At 68.8% G+C, this 20,681-nt stretch carries 13 protein-coding genes; 4 read left to right on the forward strand and 9 right to left on the reverse strand.

Annotated features, from left to right (window positions below; all coding sequences use genetic code 11):
- Positions 1–58: 58 nt before the first annotated feature.
- The 5 genes from ACO0LV_RS09675 to ACO0LV_RS09695 all read right to left on the reverse strand — a co-directional run bounded on the left by ACO0LV_RS09675 (position 59) and on the right by ACO0LV_RS09695 (position 5,979).
- The gene (locus tag ACO0LV_RS09675) at positions 59–1,942 is read right to left on the reverse strand and encodes a thiamine pyrophosphate-binding protein (protein WP_424787683.1); all 1,884 of its coding nucleotides are present in this window, start codon (positions 1,940–1,942) and stop codon (positions 59–61) included.
- A gap of 129 nt (positions 1,943–2,071) precedes the next feature.
- Positions 2,072–2,737, reverse strand: a complete 666-nt coding sequence (locus tag ACO0LV_RS09680) for a GntR family transcriptional regulator (RefSeq protein ID WP_424787684.1) — start codon at positions 2,735–2,737, stop codon at positions 2,072–2,074.
- A 389-nt stretch (positions 2,738–3,126) separates the two neighbouring features.
- Positions 3,127–3,984, reverse strand: a complete 858-nt coding sequence (locus ACO0LV_RS09685) for a hypothetical protein (protein WP_424787685.1) — start codon at positions 3,982–3,984, stop codon at positions 3,127–3,129.
- Between the two features lie 148 nt (positions 3,985–4,132).
- Complete coding sequence (locus ACO0LV_RS09690; RefSeq protein WP_424787686.1) at positions 4,133–4,792, reverse strand: response regulator; 660 nt, start codon at positions 4,790–4,792, stop codon at positions 4,133–4,135.
- Positions 4,780–5,979, reverse strand: coding sequence for a sensor histidine kinase (locus ACO0LV_RS09695; RefSeq protein WP_424787687.1), 1,200 nt, complete (start codon positions 5,977–5,979; stop codon positions 4,780–4,782). The genes ACO0LV_RS09690 and ACO0LV_RS09695 overlap by 13 nt, the downstream gene beginning before the upstream one ends.
- 374 nt (positions 5,980–6,353) lie before the next feature.
- Between ACO0LV_RS09695 and ACO0LV_RS09700 the strand changes: the two genes are divergently transcribed.
- The 4 genes from ACO0LV_RS09700 (at position 6,354) to ACO0LV_RS09715 (ending at position 13,356) form a co-directional block, all read left to right on the forward strand.
- Positions 6,354–7,442, forward strand: coding sequence for a Gfo/Idh/MocA family protein (locus ACO0LV_RS09700; RefSeq protein ID WP_424787688.1), 1,089 nt, complete (start codon positions 6,354–6,356; stop codon positions 7,440–7,442).
- 326 nt (positions 7,443–7,768) lie between these two features.
- Positions 7,769–9,055, forward strand: a complete 1,287-nt coding sequence (locus ACO0LV_RS09705) for an alpha/beta fold hydrolase (protein ID WP_424787803.1) — start codon at positions 7,769–7,771, stop codon at positions 9,053–9,055.
- Positions 9,052–10,518, forward strand: coding sequence for an aminopeptidase P family protein (locus tag ACO0LV_RS09710; RefSeq protein WP_424787689.1), 1,467 nt, complete (start codon positions 9,052–9,054; stop codon positions 10,516–10,518). The genes ACO0LV_RS09705 and ACO0LV_RS09710 overlap by 4 nt, the downstream gene beginning before the upstream one ends.
- A gap of 48 nt (positions 10,519–10,566) precedes the next feature.
- Positions 10,567–13,356 carry a beta-L-arabinofuranosidase domain-containing protein gene (locus ACO0LV_RS09715; RefSeq protein ID WP_424787690.1) on the forward strand — a complete coding sequence of 930 codons (2,790 nt, stop codon included), beginning with the start codon at positions 10,567–10,569 and terminating at the stop codon, positions 13,354–13,356.
- A gap of 135 nt (positions 13,357–13,491) precedes the next feature.
- Here the strand turns inward: ACO0LV_RS09715 and ACO0LV_RS09720 are convergent, their stop codons facing one another.
- From ACO0LV_RS09720 to ACO0LV_RS09735, 4 genes are all read right to left on the reverse strand, one after another.
- On the reverse strand, positions 13,492–15,438 hold the full coding sequence (locus tag ACO0LV_RS09720; protein WP_424787691.1) for a glycoside hydrolase family 127 protein: 1,947 nt from the start codon (positions 15,436–15,438) through the stop codon (positions 13,492–13,494).
- Positions 15,439–15,615: 177 nt separating this feature from the next.
- Complete coding sequence (locus ACO0LV_RS09725) at positions 15,616–17,421, reverse strand: ABC transporter family substrate-binding protein (protein WP_424787692.1); 1,806 nt, start codon at positions 17,419–17,421, stop codon at positions 15,616–15,618.
- Positions 17,422–17,570: 149 nt separating this feature from the next.
- Complete coding sequence (locus ACO0LV_RS09730; protein ID WP_424787693.1) at positions 17,571–19,718, reverse strand: dipeptide ABC transporter ATP-binding protein; 2,148 nt, start codon at positions 19,716–19,718, stop codon at positions 17,571–17,573.
- On the reverse strand, positions 19,715–20,680 hold the full coding sequence (locus ACO0LV_RS09735) for an ABC transporter permease (RefSeq protein WP_424787694.1): 966 nt from the start codon (positions 20,678–20,680) through the stop codon (positions 19,715–19,717). The genes ACO0LV_RS09730 and ACO0LV_RS09735 overlap by 4 nt, the downstream gene beginning before the upstream one ends.
- Position 20,681 lies beyond the last annotated feature (1 nt).

A 20,681-nucleotide genomic window follows, 5' to 3' on the forward strand; every position in this document is an offset into this window, starting at 1 on the left:
GGATCTTGGACTGAGCAGGCGCACGCCTCGGTGCGCACTCGATCCACGTGCCGCGAAGTCAGCGTTGGTCGCGGGTGGACTTGGCCTCGAGGGAGGCGGCCAGGAAGTCGGCGACCACCTCGGTGGAGATGGACACATCGAGAATGAACACGCCCTCGGCGTGGGTGGCCAGCCACTGGCGCAGGACGTCCAGGTCCGCCAGCGTGCGCGCTTGGATCCCCTCGGCACCGAAGGCGCGGCCGAGCGCGGCGAAGTCGACCTCATCGATACGCATCGCCGCATCGTGCAGGCCCGCGGCGGCGTACTGGTGCAGTTCAGCGCCGTAGGCGGCGTCGTTGAAGACCACGACCACCGCCCGGTGTGCGGTGCGCATCAGGGTCTCCAGGTCCGCCAGGCCCATCAGGGCCCCGCCGTCGCCGGTGACCAGGACGGTGGTGCGGTCCGGGCGGGCGGCGGCCACACCGGCGGCGGAGCCGAAACCGAGCCCGATCGACTGGAACGCGGTGCCCAGCAGCACCATCGCGTGGGGGTCCGGGACGGAGAAGTACATCGGCGCCCACCCGATGAAGTTGCCACCGTCGGTGACCACGGAGCGGTCCGCGGGGAGGATGCCGTCGAGTGCGGCAGCCACGACGCGGGGGTTCAACCGGCCGTCGGCGCAGAGCTCGACCCCTTCTGCCGATCCGGTGCCCTCCGTGGCGGCCGTCTCGGCCGGGGTGAACTCGGCGGGGTCGATCTGCGCGGATCGGAACTGCGCCGTGGCCACCTGCGGAACGTGGGCCCGCCAGGTGCGCGCCTCATCGGCCTGCCGCAGTCGTTCCAGCAGCCCGCGCACTACCGGCACCAGGTCGGCGTGGACGGCGTCGGTGACCATCGGATGGTCGGCCGGGGACTCGTCGTCGACCCTGATCACCCGGGTTCCCTCCGCGACCAGGGTGCCGTACCGGGTTTGGAAGGGGTTCAGGCTCGCACCGAGCACGAGCACGACGTCGGCCCGGCGGGCGACCTCGAGGCGGTGGGCGCGGGTGAAGCCACCGGCGATGCCGAGGTTCCACGGGCTGTCGATGACGCTCGCGGCCATCACCGAGGTCATGAAGAGCGCACCGAGCCGATCGCCCAGCGCGCGGACGTCCTCGCCCGCCCGGGTCAGGACCGCGCCCCGGCCGGCCAGGATCAGGGGGCGGCGCGCGGCGCGCAGGGCCTCGGCGATCCGGTCCAACTCCTCGGCTGACGGTGCCGGGGGGCCGATGGGCGCGGGCAGGGGAGGGGGCTTCTGGCCGGTGCGGGTGCCGCGATCCGGGTCCGCGTGCTCACCGGGTGTCTCGGCCGAGGGCGCCCGGTGGGCCGGCTGGTCGGCGTCGGGCAGTGGCACGGTGGCCAGGTCGTGGGGGATGGCCAGGACCACCGGACGGCGTGTCTGCAGCGCCAGATCGAAGGCATGGTGGGTCAGGGCAGCGGCGTCGGCGGGGGTGACGGTGAGCGTGTCCACGCCGACGGCGGCCGCTGCCGCGGGTTGGTCGACGTCGAAGGTGCGCAGGCCGGTCGACGGCGCGTCGCCGGTGATGAGCACCAGGGGGACGCGGGCCCGCGCGGCCTCGGCCAGGCCGGTGTAGGTGTTGGTGAAGCCGGGGCCGTAGGTGGTGGTGGCGGCGGCGATTCGCCCGGTGGCCCGGTGGTAGGAGTCGGCCATGGTCACGGTGGCGACTTCGTGGCGGGCCGAGGTGAACGGGAAACCGGAACTCGTCAGGTGGCTCACCAGGTGGGCGTTGCCGTTGCCCAGCAGGCCGAAGAGGTGCCCGGCGCGTTCGCTGATCACTTCGGCGACCGCGATGGACACGGTGGGGGTGCCCGGGGACACGACAGGTGTGCCCGGGGACACGACAGGGGTGCCCGGAGACACGGCGGGGGTGCCCGGAGACACGGCGGGGGTGTGCGTGGACACGGTCGGGGGGTCCGGGGACACGGCGGGGCCTTGTGTGTCTGGCTTGTCTGGCACGGAACCTCCGGTCGTCATCGTCCAAGGCGCTCGTCGTCGTCCTTCGCTGTGCTGGGCGGTCCCTACGGTGCGGTGTCAGGTGCCGCCGTGCCGGCCGGCCAGGAACTCCTCCATGGTGCGCAGTTTGTGGGCGCGCGCGGCCCGCTCCACCTCGCCCGTCGGCGCCTTGGTGCGGATCAGGTGGAGCAGATCGTCGTGCTCGGCGACCGAGACCGCCGGGCGCGAGGACAGCCGGATGAAACTGGAGCGGCGGATCATCGCCATCCGCTGCCACTCCCGGTCCACCAGGTCCAGCAGGCGCTGGTTCGGGCAGACCCCGCAGAGCACCCGGTGGAAGCGTTCGTTCAGTGCGGTGAAGCGCACCGGGTCGAAGTCCCCGTGGTGCAGACGGCGCATCTGCTCGTTGACCTCGGTTGCCTCGGCGACCTGCTCGGCGCTCAGGGCGGGCGCAGCCAGGGCGGTGGCCGCGCCCTCGAGGTAGGCCAGAGTCTGCATGGCGTCGGTGTAATCGCGCTCGTTGACTCCGCTGACCTCGGCACCCACGTTGCGGGTGAAGGTGACCAGCCCCTCGGCCTCCAGGCGACGGATCGCCTCACGGACCGGGACGGGGCTGACCTCGAACTCTCGAGCGAGTTTGTCCAGCACCAGCCGGTATCCCGCGCCGTAGGAGCCGGTAAGGATCCGGTCGCGTACCCGTTGGTAGACCATCTCGGACTTGGAGACCGCGACGAGTCTGGTCACTGTGCTCCCTCCGTTGGTGCCTGCCTCTGCTCGCGCGCCTAGCGCTGCTCGTGCGCCGGCCGCGCCGGCACCCAGCATCATATACGATCCTGCGTTCCCAGGTCAGCGGTGGGCGACCCCGCCTCACACCTGAACGCGAACCGCCCCCGCGACGCACGCGCGACGGCGGCACAGCGGTTCAGCACGCTGTCGGCGAGACAGCGGTTCAGCACGCTGCGGATGCCGCCGAGCCCGCCCGGTCCAGTGCCGCCGAGAGCGACCCCTGTAGCCGAAGGCGAGTGTTCGGCCACTCGCCCTCGGCCACGAGGCTCGCCCTGGAGCCGAAGCCGGCCGACGCCGTGCGCCGGGGCGTTGAGGCACCGGGGAGCCGTAGGCGGCCGGGGCCGTGCTCAGGGGCGTTCGCGCAGGTGCAGGTCGCCCGCGGTGCTGCGGAAATCGTAGATCCGCTCGGCGCCGACGGTGCTGGACAGACCCTGCGTCAGGGTCGAAGCGGTGGTGCTGGTGCGGATCTCGTACTCACCGGCGGGCAGTTCGAACAACACGTCGGTGGCCGTGGTGCCCACATTGATCGAGGAGGGCAGTTCGGTGCCGTGGAAGCTCACCATCCCTGCGGTCATGTCGATCCGGACCGGGCCGGAGACGGCCAGGTCACGGGCGATGACGTCGGAGGCGGTGCCGTCCACCTGGAGGGAACCAGCGCTTCCGGTCAGGTGCATGTCGGCGGCGGTGGAGTTCACCGAGACGCCACCGAAGTCCCCCTCGATCTGCCCGTCCCCGGCCGTGGTGCGCAGGTCCAGGTCCGCTCCGGCCGAGGTGCGCGGCAAGGTGACCTCCACGTTGGCCCCCCGGCGGGAGGACAGTGACGGGGTGAGGATGCCCAGGCCCCGGCCAGGCCGTTCCACCACGATCGAGAGCTCTCCGGCCCGCACGCTGTGCCGCAGGATCAGGTCGGGGTTGTTCTGGGTGAACTCGAACTCCACCTGATCCACATCGGCGTACCGCACCTGCACGTCGGTGGCGACGGTGCGCAGTGACACGCTGTCCACCTCTTCGGTGACCTGGTGCAGGCCGCTCTGGTTCTCGTGCGTGGCCAGTGCGACCAGCCGCACCCCGGTGGGGACCAGGAGGCCGATCAGCAGCACCGTGCCGATCAGGAGCAGGGCGGCGCGAAGGGCGCTGTTGGGCCGCGCGTGCGGGGTGCCTGACGGCGGGGGAGAGGTGGGCTGGGGCGTTGCGGTGGCGGTCATCGTGGGTCCTCAGGAAAGGTCGGTCGGAGTGGCGGTGTGCCGACGACGCGTTCGCCGGCTACGTGCGGGGGTATCTGCGCCGGCGCGGCGTGCGATTGGCCGGCTACATGCGGGGGTGTGCGCGGCCCTGGGTTTCGGGGCCCCGGCGTCATGTCCCTCCGTTCTCGTGCCGGAGGTATCGCAGCACCGCAAGCACCCGCCGATTGCCGGTGGCCTCGCTCGACAGGCTCAACTTCGTGAAGATCGAGGAGATGTGCTTCTCCACCGCACCATCGGTGATGTGCAGTTGCTTCGCGATGGTGCGGTTGGCGGCGCCGGCGGCCATCGCGGCCAGCACCTCGCGCTCCCTGGCAGTCAGGGCCGTGAGCTCGTCCACCCGGCGCGAGCGCACCAGGATCTGGGCCACCACCTCCGGGTCCAGGGCCGTGCCACCGGCTCCCACGGTGGCGACCGCATCCAGGAAGTCCGTCACATCGGCCACCCGGTCCTTGAGCAGGTAGCCCAGGCCGGCGGTGTCACTGGCGATGAGTTCGGCGGCGTAGCGTTCCTCGACGTACTGGGACAGCACCAGCACGCACGTGTCGGGGTTCTGGGACCGGATCAGCACCGCGGCCCGGATGCCCTCGTCGGTGAACGTCGGGGGCATGCGCACATCCACCACGGCCAGGTCAGGGCTGTGGGTGTCCACAGCGCGGAGCAGTTCGTTGGCGGTGCTCACGGTGGCCACCACCTCATGGTCGGCGTCGCTGAGCAGGCGCTCCAGTCCGGCGCGCAGCAGAACGGCGTCCTCGGCAATCACGATTCGCATGGCACCAGTACCTCGATCTCGGTTGGACCGCCCTCGGGGCTGGTCAGGGTGAACGTGCCGCCGGCGGAACGGACCCGGTCGCCGATGCCACTCAAGCCCCCACCGGGTGTGACGTAGGCCGATCCGCGCCCGTTGTCGGTGATCCGCCCGCAGACTGCGCCATCGCGCCGGTTGACCTGCACCTGTGCGCTGGTGGCGCCGGAGTGTTTGGCGACGTTGGTCAGGGCCTCGGCGACCACGAAGTACAACACCGCCTCGGTCTCGCCATCGAGGCGACCGGCCAGGTTCACCTCCAGGCGCACCGGGACCGGGCTGCGGGAGGCCACCGCGGACAGTGCCGCATCGAGGCCACGATCGGTCAGGACCGCCGGGTGCATGCCGCGGGCGAGATGGCGTAGTTCGGTGATCGACTCCTTGATCTCCTCATGGGCCTCATCCAGCAGTTGGCGGGCTCCCTGCGGGTCCTCGTCGAACCGGTGCTTGGCCATGCCCAGGGTCATTGCGGTGGAGACCAGCCGCGGCTGAACGCCGTCGTGCAGGTCGCGTTCGAAGCGGCGTCGCTCGGTGTCGGCCGCACTGACCGCGCCCTTGCGCGCCTGCGCCAACTGGTTGACCTGCCCGGCCAGCGCCGCCGAGCGGCTCGGACCCAGCAGGGCCACCGAGGCGGCCTCGTCCAGCCGGCCGATGTAGACGACGTACAGCACCAGGAGCAGCAACGCGGCCAGTCCGGCTGCCACCGGCATCGCCCAGGAGACGGTGCCGGCGTTCGCGGACAGGGTGAGCCACTCCAGCAGGCCGATGCCGCCGGCGAGGATGAGGAGCATGCCGCTGCCCACCAGCATCGTGATCAGGTGGTGGGCGAGCGTTCGCCAGGTGACCGGATCGGTCATGTCGGTCAGGCCCTGGGCGAAGGGGCGGAGCCAGTCGGTGCGAGTGGTGCGGCGGCGGTGGGGTGCCTCGATGGCCACGTTGTGCAGGGCCATCGCGCGGTGCCGCTCAGCAGAGCCGCTCACCCGGGTCAGAGCGGCGGTACCGAGGAGGAGCAGCACGCCGAGGCCTGCCAGCAGGATCAGCGGAATACCTGTGGCGATCAGGGCAAGGAACAGCGTCACCCAGAACGTTCCGACGATGAAGTCCAGGAACAGGTCCACTGCCCGTGACCAGGTGGTGATGAGTTTGGTTTTCACACCCTGAACGCTACGGGCGCCCGGTGGTGGCTTCTACGGTGCTGGCCGGTCAATCCAGGGGAGGGTTTTCCCCACCCCGCCACACGTGCGGGCACGATACAACGTCTCCCGCTGCCACCGTGGACGGCGACGCACTAGGCTCGGGTACGCCGCAGGACCGATGCGCGGCCGGCGCGGCCGGCCCGCACACGGTCCGTACCAGGGATGTGGTCCGCTGGAGGAGTCGAGGAGTGTCAATCGCAATGGAGGGTTCGCCGAATCTCGCGAACACCACCCGTGGCACCCAGCCCGTACGTCCGCGATGCAGCCACGGTCCCCGACGGCCCGCCCGACGCCCGAGAGTATTGTGATTCGCCCTTGATGGAAGGAAGATGATGAGCGCAACTGATGGCGCCAATTACGCCCCTGATCCGATGCCGGCGCCGGTGGTGGGGCCTGGTGAGTTCGTGTTCGCCGCGATCGGGTTGGATCATGGTCATATCGGGGGGATGTGCCAGGGGTTGATCGGTGCTGGGGCGCAGTTGAAGTGGGTGTATGACCCTGACCCGGCCAAGGTTGCGGCGTTCAGGGAGAACTTCCCGCAGGTGCGCGTGGCGCGTAGTGAGGCCGAGGTCCTTGAGGATGATCAGGTGCATCTGGTGGCCGGGGCTGCGGTGACTGCGGATCGGGCGGCGTTGGGGATTCGGGTGATGAATGCCGGGAAGGATTACTTCACCGATAAGGCGCCGCTGACGACGTTGGAGCAGTTGGCTGCGGCGAAGGAGGCGGTGGCGGCGACCGGGCGTAAGTACGCGGTGTATTACTCCGAGCGTCTGCATGTGGAGGCTTCGGTGTTCGCCGGTCAGTTGATCGAGGCCGGTGCGATCGGCAAGGTGGTCCAGGTGATCGGGATGGGCCCGCACCGTCTGGGTGCCGCGGGGCGTCCGGAGTGGTTCTTCCAGCGGGAGCGGTACGGGGGGATCTTGTGTGACATCGGGTCGCATCAGATCGAGCAGATCCTGCATTACACCGGCTCGACCGATGCCGAGGTGGTGCGGTCCCAGATCGCGAATTACCACAACCCTGATCACCCGGAGTTGGACGACTTCGGTGATGCGATGCTGGTGACCGATACCGGGGCCAGTGGGTATTTCCGGTGTGATTGGTTCACCCCCGATGGTCTGCAGGGGTGGGGTGATGGGCGTAGTTTCATCCTCGGGACCGAGGGGTTCATCGAGCAGCGTAAGTACATGAACATCACCACCTCCGATGGTCCGGGGCATGTGTACCTGGCCAATGGGCAGGAGGAGACCCATTTCAACGTGCACGGCAAGGTGGGTTACCCCTACTTCGGTGAACTGATCCTGGACTGCTTGGCGCGTACCGAGAACGCGATGACCCAGGAGCACGCCTTCAAGGCCGCCGAACTGGCGGTGCGCGCCCAGATGCAAGCGGTCGACCTGGTCCCGCGCCCCGCCCACTGACCCCCTTCCAACGCGAGCCGCTCGCCCACCGGCCCCAAACGCTGAGGCCGGTGGGGTGCGGTGACACCGGTCTCGTACCCCACCGATCTCACAGTTGGGGTGGGCTGGCTCGGGTCGCTCACCCCCTGTCTCGCGGGCGATCGACCGGTGTCACCTGGAGTGGGGCGCCAGGGCGGTGCCCGGTGCCGCGGTGGGTGGGAGGTGCGAGGTGCGCACCGGGGCGAGCCCGGTGGACGACGGTCCAGGCGGTGTGAAATGGTACATACCATTGAGGTTTTCTAACGGAGGAATGCTGCGTGACTCGAGCCGAACCCTGGACCTACTCCATGCCCGGCATGTGGGTGAGTGAACGAACGATCGAGGTCCCCCTGGACTGGGACGAACCGAGTGGGGAGACGATCGAAGTCTTCGTCCGCGAACTCATCGACCCGGACCGGCGTGACGCCGACCTGCCCCTGATCACCTACCTCCAGGGTGGCCCCGGCGGGGCGAACCCACGCCCGCTGACCGGCTCCGGCGGCTGGCTGGCCGAGGCGCTGGCGAACTACCGGGTCGTGCTGGTGGACCAGCGCGGCACCGGTCGCAGTACACCGATCGAGGCCTCCGACGTGCAGGCCCGTGGCGACGCCGCAGCGGGGGCTGACTACCTGGCCAAGTTCCGCGCCGACTCGATCGTGCGGGACCTGGAACACGTGCGCACCACCTTGTACGAGGGTCGCAAGTGGGCCACCATCGCCCAGAGTTTCGGCGGTTGGATCGCGTTGACCTACCTCTCCGTCGCCCCACGGGCCCTGAGTGCCTGCTACATCCACGGTGGGGTCCCGGGGACGCCGCCGGCGGCCGCCGAGGTCTACCGCCGCACCTTCACCCGGGTGCAGGACAAGACCGCCGAGTTCTACCGTCGCTACCCGGCCGACGCCGACATCGTGGCCGCGATCGCCGACCACCTCCAAGCCGACGACGTCCGACTGCCCGACGGCGACCGGCTCACCGTGCGTAGGTTCCAGTCCCTGGGCATCGACTTCGGGATGAAACCCGGCTTCGAGCGGATGCACTGGCTGCTCGAGGGGGCGTTCGTGCGACCGGGCCGGCTGTCCACCGGCTTCCTGGAGCAGGTCCAGGCGCGCACCTCCTCCGCCGGCAACCCGCTGTTCTGGACGCTGCAGGAGTCCATCTACGGCGACGTCGGCTCGGGCCCCACCGCGTGGGCTGCCCAGGCCGAACGCGACCGTCGCCCGGAGTTCGCCGAAGACCGCCGCCCCTTGCTGTTCACCGGCGAGATGGCCTTCCCGTGGATGTTCGAGGAGGTACGGCTGCTGCGCGGCTTCGCCCCGGCGGTGAACGAGCTGGCCCACCGCCAGAACTGGTCCCGGTTGTACGACCTGGACGCCCTGGCCGCCAACGAGGTCCCGGTGGCCGCGGCGGTCTACTACGACGACATGTACGTCGACGCCCACCTGCAACTGGACACCCTGTCCGGGGTGGGCAACTCCCAGTACTGGGTCACCAACGAGTTCGAACACGACGGCATCGGCGCCGAACGGACCTTCGCGCGGTTGCGCGAACTGGTCCGTGACCGCGGCGGAGAACAGACAGGAACCGAAGCGCGATGACGCACACTGCCCACCAGGCCGGCCCCGCCACCAAGCCCCCCTACGCCGGTACCCGCCCCCCGCGGTTGCACCAGATCCCGGCCTTCACCGACTACATCGCCCAGCACTGGGGCTCCGAACCCATTCCGGTGGACCTGCCCGAGGGGACCGCGCCGGCGGCAGCGGCCCACCGTCGTCGGCTCAGTGCCGCTCTGCCCGGCCGCACCATCGTGGCCGCAGCCGGCACCGCGCCGATCCGCAACGACGACTGCGCCTACGGCTTCCGCGCCGACAGTGACTTCGTCTGGCTCACCGGGGTGCAGGTGGAGGGCGCCGTGGTGGTGATGACCCCGGTCAGCGGCGGCCATGAGACCACCGTCTACCTCCCGCCGCCGTTCCGGCCGGGCGAGGACGGCTTCTTCGGCAACGCGATGCACGGTGAACTCTGGGTCGGCGCCTCCCCGGGGCTGACCGAGTGGTCCCGGGCCCTGGACGTGGCCGTCCGGGACGTCGCCGAACTGGACACCTCCGCAGGCCTCAGTTCCACCAATGGTCCGGTGCTGGCCACCGCGGTGGTGCCCGAGACCCTGCGCCGCAGCCACTCGATGGAGGTCTCGGCCGAACTGGGCCGTGCACTGGCCCAGCTGCGGATGATCAAGGACGACTGGGAGATCGCCCAGTTGCGCCACGCCGTGGACGCCAGCGTGGGCGGCTTCGCCGCCGTGGCCGGTGAGATTCCCCGTGCCATCGACGAGGGCCTGGGGGAGCGCTGGCTGCAGGGCACCTTCGACCGGCATGCCCGCACGCACGGCAACGGCCCGGGCTACTCCACGATCGTGGGTTCGGGACCCAACGCCCCGGTGCTGCACTGGACCCGGTGCGATGGCCCCATCCGCCCCGACGGGGCGCTGCTCCTGGACATGGGGGTGGAGGCCCGCAGCCTCTACACCGCCGACGTCACCCGCACCCTGCCCGCCTCGGGCACCTTCAGCCCCGCCCAGCGCCAGGTGCACGACCTGGTCGAGAAGTCCCACCGGATCGCGATGAGCCACGTCCGCCCCGGGGTGAACTACCTGGACTTCCACTTCGCCGCCATGGAGGTGCTGGCCGAGGGCCTGCACGACTGGGGCCTGCTGCCCGTCTCGGTCGATGAGGCACTGTCCCCGGCGGGCCAGCAGCACCGGCGCTACATCGTCTGTGGCGTCGGGCACCACCTGGGCCTGGATGTGCACGACTGCTCCAAGGCCGAGTGGGAGGACTACATGGGCGCCGACCTGCAGCCCGGTGTGGTGATGACCGTGGAGCCGGGCCTGTACTTCCACACCAACGACCTGTCCGTACCACCGGAACTGCGTGGCATCGGCGTGCGGCTGGAGGATGACCTGCTGGTCACCGACACCGGCGCCGAGGTGCTGTCCGAGGCCCTGCCCATCGATGCCGCGGGCATCGAGCAGTGGACCCGCCGGCACATGCCCTCCGCCTGAACCTACACCCAACCTGGAGACGACGTGACCCAGACCCAAGATCGCGCTGTGCCTACGGTCGGCCCGCTTGCCCGGCCCTACCCGATTTCCGATGTGGTCGTGGCCGACAACAGCGTGTTCGCCGCCAGCCGTGACCGGATGCTCCATCTGGCCCGCACCTACCCGGTGGATCGCCTGCTCGCGGTGTTCCGCATCAACGCCGGCCTGGACACCCACGGCGCTCAGCCGCCGGGCAACTGGGAGGACTACGGCCACCCGAACGAGCAGCCCTGGAGCGAGAGCGACTACCCGGGCCGGGAGAAGGCCCAGACAGCCAACCTGCTGCGCGGACACTACGCCGGGCACTTCCTCTCGATGCTGTCGATGGCCTATGCCAGCACCGGTGAGCAGGAACTGCGGGCCAAGGTCAGCGAGTTCGTCGAGGGCCTCGGGCAGGTACAGAGCGCCCTCGCCGCAACCGGCCGGTACTCCCATCCCGGTTTCCTGGCGGCCTATGGGGAGTGGCAGTTCTCCCGCCTGGAGGGCTATGCCCCCTACGGCGAGATCTGGGCCCCCTACTACACCACCCACAAGATCATGGCCGGGTTGTTGGACGCCTACGAGTTGGCCGGCAACCTCCAGGCCCTGCGGATCGTGACGGCGATGGGCAAGTGGGTGCACGCCCGGTTGTCCAGGCTGGACCCGGCACAGATCCAGAAGATGTGGTCGCTGTACATCGCCGGTGAGTACGGCGGGATGAATGAGACCCTGGCCCGCCTGGCAGTGGCGGCGCAGGATGAGGAGTTCCTGGCCACGGCTCAGTTCTTCGACCAGGAGAACCTGCTCGAGGCCGGCTCGAGCGGCACCGACATCCTCGACGGCATGCACGCCAACCAGCACCTGCCGCAGTTGGTCGGGTACGTCCACGAGTACGAGTTGACCGGGCAGCGACGCTACCTCGACGCCGCGGCCGGGATCTTCGATTCGATCGTGCCCGGGCGCATGTACGCCCACGGGGGCACCGGGGAGAGCGAACTGTGGGGCCCGGCCGACACCGTGGCCGGGGACATCGGCAACCGCAACGCCGAGACGTGCGCGGCCTACAACCTGCTCAAGATCGCCCGGCTCCTGTTCGCCCACACGCTCGATCCGAAGTACATGAACTACGCCGAGCGCACGGTCCTGAACCAGATTCTCGGATCCCGCAAGGCCGAGGACTCCGACGTCTCGCCCGAGGTCACCTACATGTTCCCGGTGCACCCCGGGGCGAAGCGGGAGTTCAACAACATCGGCACCTGCTGCGGTGGCACCGGCCTGGAGAACCACGTCAAGTACGGCGAGGGGTTGTTCCACCGGGCACCGGGGCAGTTGTGGATCAACCACCTGTTCCCGGCCGCTCTGAACCGGGCCGGCGCCGATGAGTCGGCCGTGCTGAACGTGGCGGTGCAGGGACAGTACCCGCTGCACGGTTCTGTGCAGATCCACTTCGACGCACCGGCCGGTGGGGCCGACAGCGAGGACCTGACCGTGCACGTGCGGATCCCCGAGGCGGTCGGCGGTCCGGTGCAGGTGTCGGTCAACGGCGCCGTGGTGGAGGAGTCCGCCCGGGCGGGGGAGTACCTGAGCCTGCAGCGCCGGTGGCACGACGGCGACGACATCTCCGTGCAAATGCCGCTCACCCTGCGGTCGGTCTCCACGATCGACGACCCGAGCGTGCACAGCCTGGAACTGGGCCCCACCGTGCTGCTCGCCCGGTCCGAGGAGACCACCCAGGTGCGGCTGCCCCTGGCCGGGAACCGCCTGCTGGACGGCAGCCTGCGGACCGAGGCTCCGGCGTCGGACCTGCTGGCGCAGCTGGACGCCCAGGGCACCATCACCTACGCCGGGATGACGTGGGAGCCGGCCTACTCCGGCCAGGACACCCGGTACCACATGTACGTACGCCAGGCCGATGCCACGATCGCCTTCGCCGGCACCGACACCGGGGTGCCCAACCGGATGCGGCCGGCCGGAGTCACGGTGCTGGACTCCATCTGGGAGCCGGGGGTCTTCGTCGACCGGCAGGCCCTCCTCGCCCAGGTGGCCACCGTGGTCGGCCAGGCCCGTACCGAGGGCGTCCTCGGCCGGGATGAGGCCGAGCGCGTGCTCATCGCCGCGGCGCAGGCCGATGTGGACGGCACCGGCACCCCGCGCCGGGCCCGGGTGCGACCCGAGCCCGGCGCTGGCGATGCGATCACCTGGCAGACCGGTGAGCAGGATTCCGACACCGTCTGGTTGCTGCCGGCCGGATGGGCACGGATCCAGGCGCCACCGGTGGTCACCGTGGAGGTGGAGCAGGAGGCCGCACCCTCCGGCTGGTACACCACCACCCCCACGGTGGTGGTGCGGGCGGTGCACCTGGATGCCCAGGACGGCCGGGAGGGGCCCGGCGAGGAGGGCCTGAACATCGAGGTCCAGATCGACGACGGCGACTGGCAGTCCTACACGGGTCCCTTCACGCTGGACCAGGAGGGTGCCCACCAGGTCCGGGCCCGGGTCAGTGACGGCCAGGGCCGTCAGAACCGGGACGAACGGGAACTGAGCATCGACACCGAGCCCCCGGAGTCGGCCGTCAAGGTGCGCGAACTGGGCAGCAGTGTCGAGGTCACCTTCACCGCCACCGATGAGGTCTCGGGGGTCGAGCGGATCCAGTGGGAGGGACCCGGTACGTTCTGGGGCACCTTCTCCGAGGCGTTCGTGCGGACCCTGAACGATACCGAGCAGGTGCTGGAGTACGCCGCCACCGACCGGGCGGGGAACATCGAGCCCCGTCGTCGTGTGGTGCTGCCGGCACTGGGGGAGCAGACCACCAAGGACTGACGACGGCGGAACTCACCTGAGTGAGCACGTCCCGGCTGCCTGGCGCGTCCGGGCGCGAACACGAAGCGGCCGGCCCAGCGGGAAACCCGCTGGGCCGGCCTCGTCCGGTTCGGGAGTGCTTCCCGACCCGGGCGCTCAGCGCTGGGCCGGGCCCTCCTGCAGCCAGACCGCCATGGTGGACTGGCCGCGGTTGTTCCAGGTGTAGTACGGCACCGCGCGTAGTTCCCGCTCCTGCCGGGGAGCGGGGGAGGTGAAGTACAACTGTTCGTCGTCGGCCCCGCCACGGACCTGGGCCCACGCCGGTCCCGCCAACGTGGGGACGGTTCCATCGCCGGCGTCGACGGGGGCCGGGGTCTGCTCTCCCAGCACCATCGCGTGTGCGGGTACGCCCACGTCCAACCCCTCGACGCAGTAGACGAACGGGCCATAGGCCAAGGCGGCACGCCCGGCGGCGGCGCCGACATTGGCCGAGGCGTACAGACGCCGCACGGGCACCTCGAAGTTCACCTCGACCCGGTCGCCGTCGGCCCAGGTGCGGTGCAGACGCACAAAGCCGCCGGCCTCGACCACGGCCTCGACCGCCGTCCCGTTCACCCGGACCGTCATCTGCTCGGCCCAGGACGGAGAGCGCAGCAGCAGGTCCCAGGTCGCCTCCGCATCGGTGCTGATGGTGAAGGAGGCCGGTCCGCCGACGGGTGCGCTGACACGCTGTTCGACCTGCACGCCCGCCCCGCCGATGCGGCAGGTCAGGGTGGAGCCGAGGTACAGGTCGACAGCCACCTCATCGGTCCCCAGGCTGTAGGCGTAACTGCCCAGGGAGGCCTCCAGGCGGGCCAGGTTGGGCGGGCAGCAGGCGCAGTCGAACCAGTCCCGGCGGGCTACGTGCCCGTTGCTGGAGAGGGGGTTGTCGTAGAAGTACGTCAACCCGTCGGCGCTCATCCCGGCGATCGCGCCGTTGTACAGCGCCCGCTCCAGAATCTCCAGGTACCGGGCGTCGCCGCTGTAGGTGGCCATCCGCCGGGCCCAGAAGACCAGGCCGATCGCCGCGCAGGTCTCGGCGTAGGCGCTGTCGTTGGGCAGCACGTAGTCGTGGCTGAAGCCCTCGTTGTGGCGGGAGTCGCCGATGCCGGCGGTCACGTACATGCGCTTGCTGGTCAGATGTTGCCAGAGCCGCTCGGTGGCCTGCCACAAGGTGTCATCACCGGTCTCGGCGGCCACATCGGCCATGGCGGAGTACAGGTACATCGCGCGCACCGCGTGGCCGACGGCCTCGGTCTGCTCCCGCACCGGGGCGTGTGACTGGTTGTACTCCAGGAACTGGGTGCGGCGACGGTCCCGCTGGGGGAATATCGAACCGAAGTAGCCCGGGGTGCCGCGCCGCTGCTGTTCGAGGTCGAAGTAGTGCGGTTCGGTGCCGCGCGAGTCCAGGAACGTCAGCGCCAGGTCCAGGTAGGAACGTTCGCCGGTGGCGCGGTAGAGGCGCACCAGGGCCAGTTCGACCTCCTCGTGACCGCAGTAACCGCCCTCGTGCGGGCCCCCGGGACCGAACTCCTGCACCAGCAGGTCGGCGTAGCGGCGCATGACGTCCAGCAGCGTGGTCTTGCCGGTGGCCTCGTGATGGGCCACCGCGGCCTCGATCAGGTGCCCGGCGCAGTACAACTCGTGGGCATCGCGCAGGTCGGTGAACCGCTCACCGGGCTTGACCACGGTGAAGTAGACGTTGAGGTACCCATCGTCCTGCTGGGCCCCCGCCAGGGCCTCGATGGCGGTGTCGACCTTGGCTTCCAGGTCCGGATCGGGATGGCTGGCCAAGGAGTAACTGGCCGCCTCGATCCATTTGGCGATGTCGCTCTCCCAGAACGGGTGCGGGGTGGGTTCGCCGCTCTCCGGCGTCCACGTCAGCGCCAGCGCACCGAGCCGGCCGGTGGAGACCAGGTGGTCGTACTGGGCGGGCAACGTGGTGGTGCGCAACTGCTGCTGGCGTGGTGACCAGAACGGGTCATCGATCGTCACGGCGCCGGCCGGGACGGATGTGCGGGCGGCGCCCGGGCTGGGTGTGTCAGGTGCGGGTGTGTGAGTCATCGGTCCTTCTCCGGGATGCGGGAACTGTGGGTGACCATCGTGTGGCAGACGGTAGGGGAAATGGGCCGGGCCGGCCCGGACCGTAGTGGTCCGGACCGGCCCGGTGCGGGTCACGGTGCGTGATGTGACCCAGCTGCGGTGCTCACCGGTCGTGCCGGTTCGACCATTGCCCCGTGATCAGGAGTCGTCCTCCTCATCGACCTCGGAGTCCTCGTCGAGTTCGTCCACGTCCACACCGGTGTCGGTCCCGTCGTGACCGGCGTCGGCTTCCCAGCCGACCTTGGTCCAGTCGATGGTCTCGAACAGGCGCGGGCCGTAGTTGGCCAGGCCGTCCCGGTAGGCCCAGATGTTCGGGCCGTTGTAGTAGATCAGGAAGTGGAAGTGGCGGGAGATGGCCTCCTGCTCGATCCGGAGGGTCTCCAGGGCACGCTCGTCATCGTCCAGGATCGTCGGCAGTGCTGCGACCCACTCGTCGATGTCGTCATCGCACACGCCGGTGGGCGTGTACTCACAACCCCAGAACCACCCGGGCCCGCTGGTGGGGTCCGCGCCGCCCTTGGTGTACCCGGACATCACGATTCCGAAGTCCTGGGTGTTCATCGCCTCGCTGAACTCACCAGCACCACGGTTGAAGATCTCCACATCGATCCCGGCCTCACGCATCATGGTCTGGAACGACTGCGCGATCGCGGACTCGGTCGGGTCATCACCGAAGGTGGACAACTGCACCGTCAGCGGCTCACCGGCCTCGTTGGTGACGATCTCACCCTCCTCGCCGGTCCATCCGGCCGCGGCCAGGGTTTCACGGGCGCCGGCGGGGTCGGTGTCCTCGACCGGGTAGTTGTCCTGGTAGCGGGGGTCGAACGGCATCAACAACCAGGAGCCGGGCATCTCTTCTTCCCAGTTCAGGCCCTGGAAGCGGACCTCGGCGAGTTGCTCACGGTCGATCGCCTGGAAGATCGCCTTGCGGACCTCGACGTCGTCGAGGTTGCGGGCATCGGCGTTGAAGAGGAAGCCGCCGTCGCCGATGTGCTGGCCACGGCGGATCTGGTAACCATCGCCGGGCTCACGCCAGTTGGTGACCTCGGAGTAGCGGTCGTAGTTGTTGATCTGGACCGCGTCGGTCTGCTCGTTCTGGAACGCCTGGATCGTGGCCGAGGCCTCGTACTGGACGAAGTTGATCCGGTCCAGCACCGGCTCCTCGCCCCACCAGTTGGGGTTGGGCACCACCGAGACGGTGTTCGCCGCCCGGTCGTAGATGTCCAGGATGAACGGCCCCGCCCGATAGTCGGGCTTGAGGTCGTTGACGAAGCCCTCGTTGAACTCCTCGGCGTCCGTCACCTCCGGGTGCACCATGGAGTAGGCGGCGAACAGTGACGTGATCGGCTTCTGCACCTCAGCCATCGTGACGGTGAAGGACCACTCGTCCTCGCCCATCTCGATGCTTTCGACGCGGTTGAACAAGGCCGAAGCGACTGCATCGAAGTCCTCTTCGGTGTTCATCGCCACGGTGTGCTCGTAGGTGTAGAAGTCGATCGGGGTGCCGTCGTTCCACACCGCCTCGGGGTTGAGTTCGTAGTGCAGGATCTGCGTGCCGTCCTCCTCGAACTCCTCCTGCACATCCAGGAAGTAGTCGGTGTTCAGAACCGGCTGACCCAACGGGTCGGACTTCCAGGCGCTGATGTTGTGCATCGTGGCCATGATGTCCAGGGTGGCGCCGAAGTACCCGTCGACAGCAGCGACGTTCCAGTTCGGCCCCATCCCACCCATCGGGATGGTCAGTTGGCCGCCTTCCTGCAGATTTTCCCGGGGCTGTTCGTTGATGTCATAGACGGCGTCCATGTCATAGGTCGCAGTGCCCTCGACCGGATCGGTGTCGCCACCGCCGCCGCTGCTGCCGCCGTCGCCGTTGCCACAGCCCGCCAGCACCAGGGCGCTGGCGGTCAGCAGCGCGGCTGGCACGAGCAGACGCTTGTGTTTCATCTCTCTCATGTGTCGTTACTTTCTGGGTGGGTTTGCGGGCGCCCTCGTCCCGCGATGGGTAGAGGCCGAGTAGCCTCCGTGGTGTCGGTCGCGTCGGGCCGCGCGACCGCAAGTCTCAGGATGTGTTCTTCCCTGCCGTCCCCCGGAGTTCAAACCCTTCCGCTGACCTTGGGTCCGTGCGCCACCGCTTCGATAAGGTCTTGCGGGTAGTGGCAGGCCACCCGTTGGTCCCGTTCATCGAGGGGATCCAGGGTGGGCTCGGTCTGTTCGCATGCGCTCTGCTTGTCTTCCGGGAGTAGTTGGTACAGCGGGCAGCGGGGGCGGAACCTACAACCCCCGGGGACGTCGGTGGGGGAGGGCAGGTCACCTTCCAAGACCAGGTGGGTGCGGTTCTTCTCCACCTGGGGATCCGGGATCGGGATGGCCGAGAGCAGAGCCTGGGTGTAGGGGTGGCGGGGCCGGTCGAAGATGGTCTCCACGTCACCGATCTCGACGAACCTGCCCAGGTACATCACCGCGACCCGGTCGGAGATGTGCCGCACCACCGACAGGTCGTGCGCGACCATCAGGTAGGACAGGCCCAACTCCGATTTCAGTCGCTGCAGCAGGTTGATCACCCCGGCCTGGATGGACACATCCAGCGCCGAGACCGGCTCGTCCAGCACGATCACCTTGGGATTCAGCGCCAGCGCCCGGGCGATGCCGAGGCGTTGGCGCTGGCCTCCGGAGAAGGCGTTCGGGAACCTGTTGACGTAGTCGCGCTGCAGGCCGACGATCTCGAGCAGTTCCAGGATCCGGGCCTTGACCCGATCAGGCTTCCACCCGTGGGTTTCCATCGGTTCGGCCAGGATCTCGTACACCGTTTGGCGCGGAGACAGCGCCCCGACCGGGTCCTGGAAGACCATCTGGATATCGGCTCGTAGGCTGCGTGGTGCCCGGTGGCGCTTCTTCGACCCCTCGATCGCGGTGCCGTTGATCTCCAGCCGGACACCTTCGGCTGGGTCCATCTCCATGATCTCCAGCAGCGTGGTGGTCTTACCCGACCCGGACTCGCCCACGATGGAGAAGCACTCGGCCTCCCGGACATCGAAACTGACACCGTCCACCGCGCGCACGGTGCCCAGATGCCGTTTGAGCATCCGGCTGCGCAGTACGAACCGACGCTCCAGGTTGTCCGCAGCCAGCACCACCTCGCGCTCGGAGCGCGGCAGTTCCTCGATCTCCGATCGCGGCATCCGTTTGACGCCGTAGACCTCTTGGGCATCGGCGTGCACCGTCTCGTCCAGGCGCACGCACGCAGCGGTGTGATCGCTCCCAAGTTCGATGGGCACCAGGTCCGGCTCGCCCTGCTCGCACTTCTCAGCGGCGAGCGGGCACCGAGGGGCGAAGGTGCAACCAGTGGGCCGATCGACCAGGTTCGGCGGGCGGCCGGGAATGGTGGCCAGGGCGTGCTCGGCGGAGACGTCCAGTCGCGGTACCGCCGCGATCAGGCCCATCGTGTACGGCATCGAAGGGTTGGCGAAGACCTCTTCGGTAGTGCCGGTCTCCACCGCCCGGCCGGCGTACATCACCAGCAGGTCATCGGCCAGACCGGCCACCACACCGAGGTCGTGGGTGATCATGATGATCGCGGCACCGGTCTCCCGGTGGGCGATCTTGAGCAGTTCCAGCACCTGGGCCTGCACCGTCACGTCCAGCGCAGTGGTGGGTTCATCGCAGATGATCACCGCCGGATCATTGGCCATCGCGATCGCGATCATCACCCGCTGGCGCATCCCGCCGGAGAACTCGTGCGGGAAGGAGGTCATCCGGCCCTGTGGGTCTGGGATGCCGACCTTGGTCAGCAGTTCCACCGCCCGGGCCTCCCTGTCCTCCTTGGACATCTCCGGGTTGTGGTTCTTGATCGCATCGGTGATCTGGTGGCCGATCGACAGCACCGGGGTCAGTGAGGACAGCGGGTCCTGGAACACCATGGAGATGGTGTTCCCGCGGTGCTGGCTCATCTGCTTGTCCGACAGGCCCAGCACCGACTCACCGGCGAGGACGACCTCGCCGTCGACCTTGGCGTTGTCCGGAAGGAGCCCCATGACTGCCATCGAGGTGACCGACTTTCCGGACCCGGATTCGCCCACGATGCCCAGCACCTGCCCCGGGTACAGGTCGAAACTGACCCCGCGGACGGCGTGCACGGTGCCCGCCTCGGAGGGGAAGCGCACATTCAGGTCCCGCACGCTCAGGACGGGCTCGTCAGCGCCTGCGGTCGCGGCGCTGCCGGATCGGGTTGCGAAGGTACTCATACTTTGGCCTTACCGCTGGCTTTAGATTCAGGGTCGAGCGCATCCCGCAGCCCGTCGTTGATCAGCGCCAGGGCGCCGACGATGAGCATGAACGCCAGCACCGGGGTCCAGAACATCCACGGCTGGGAGAAGAGGTAGTTGCGCGCCTGGGCGATCATCAGGCCCAGGGAGGTCTCCGGGACGGTGACCCCGATGCCCAGGAAGGACAGGCTGATCTCGGCCAGGATCGCGCCCCAGATGCTGGTGGTGGCATTGATGATGGCCAGGGAGGCCAGGTTCGGGGCCAGATGGCGCCAGACGATCCGCAGCGAGGGGACGCCCATGAAACGGGCGGCCTTGACGAACTCGCGGTCCACGAATGACAGCGCCATCCCGCGGATCAGACGGGCCGAGGACATCCAGCCGAACATCACCATGATGAAGGCCAGAAGCACCGGTCCGCCCCCGCGGCCGGTCATGATGATCCCGATCAGGATGATCTGGGGGAACATGATGAGGGACTCGATCACCCACATCCAGCCGCGGTCCACCCAGCCGCCGAAGTAGGCCATCGCGCATCCGATGATCAGGCTCATGATCGGGGTCAGCAGACCCACGACCAGGCCGATCATCAGGGATGTCCGAGCTCCTTGGGCGAGCAGGGCCACCATGTCCACGCCTGCGGAGTTGGTGCCCAGCCAGTGCTCCTCGCTCGGCGGGGAACCGAGGGAGAGAAAGTCCTGCTGGGTGTAGTGCCATGGGGTGAGCAGGTGGCCGAAGAGCGCGAACGCCCCGATCAGGCCGAGCATGATCAGGCCGAGGACGGCGAGTTTGTTGCGGAAGAACCGTTTCAGGATCAGCCGCTTCTTGCCAAGTGGTTTGAAGTCGGCGCCCACGGGGTCGTCAGGGGCGTCCTCGCGGGTGGGTACCTCAGCGCCGGTACTACGGGCGTTCTGAGTCGCGGACAGCGGAGTCATCGACATG

This window comes from Pseudactinotalea sp. Z1739, assembly GCF_049725055.1.
Classification (GTDB): Bacteria; Actinomycetota; Actinomycetes; order Actinomycetales; family Beutenbergiaceae; genus CALKWS01.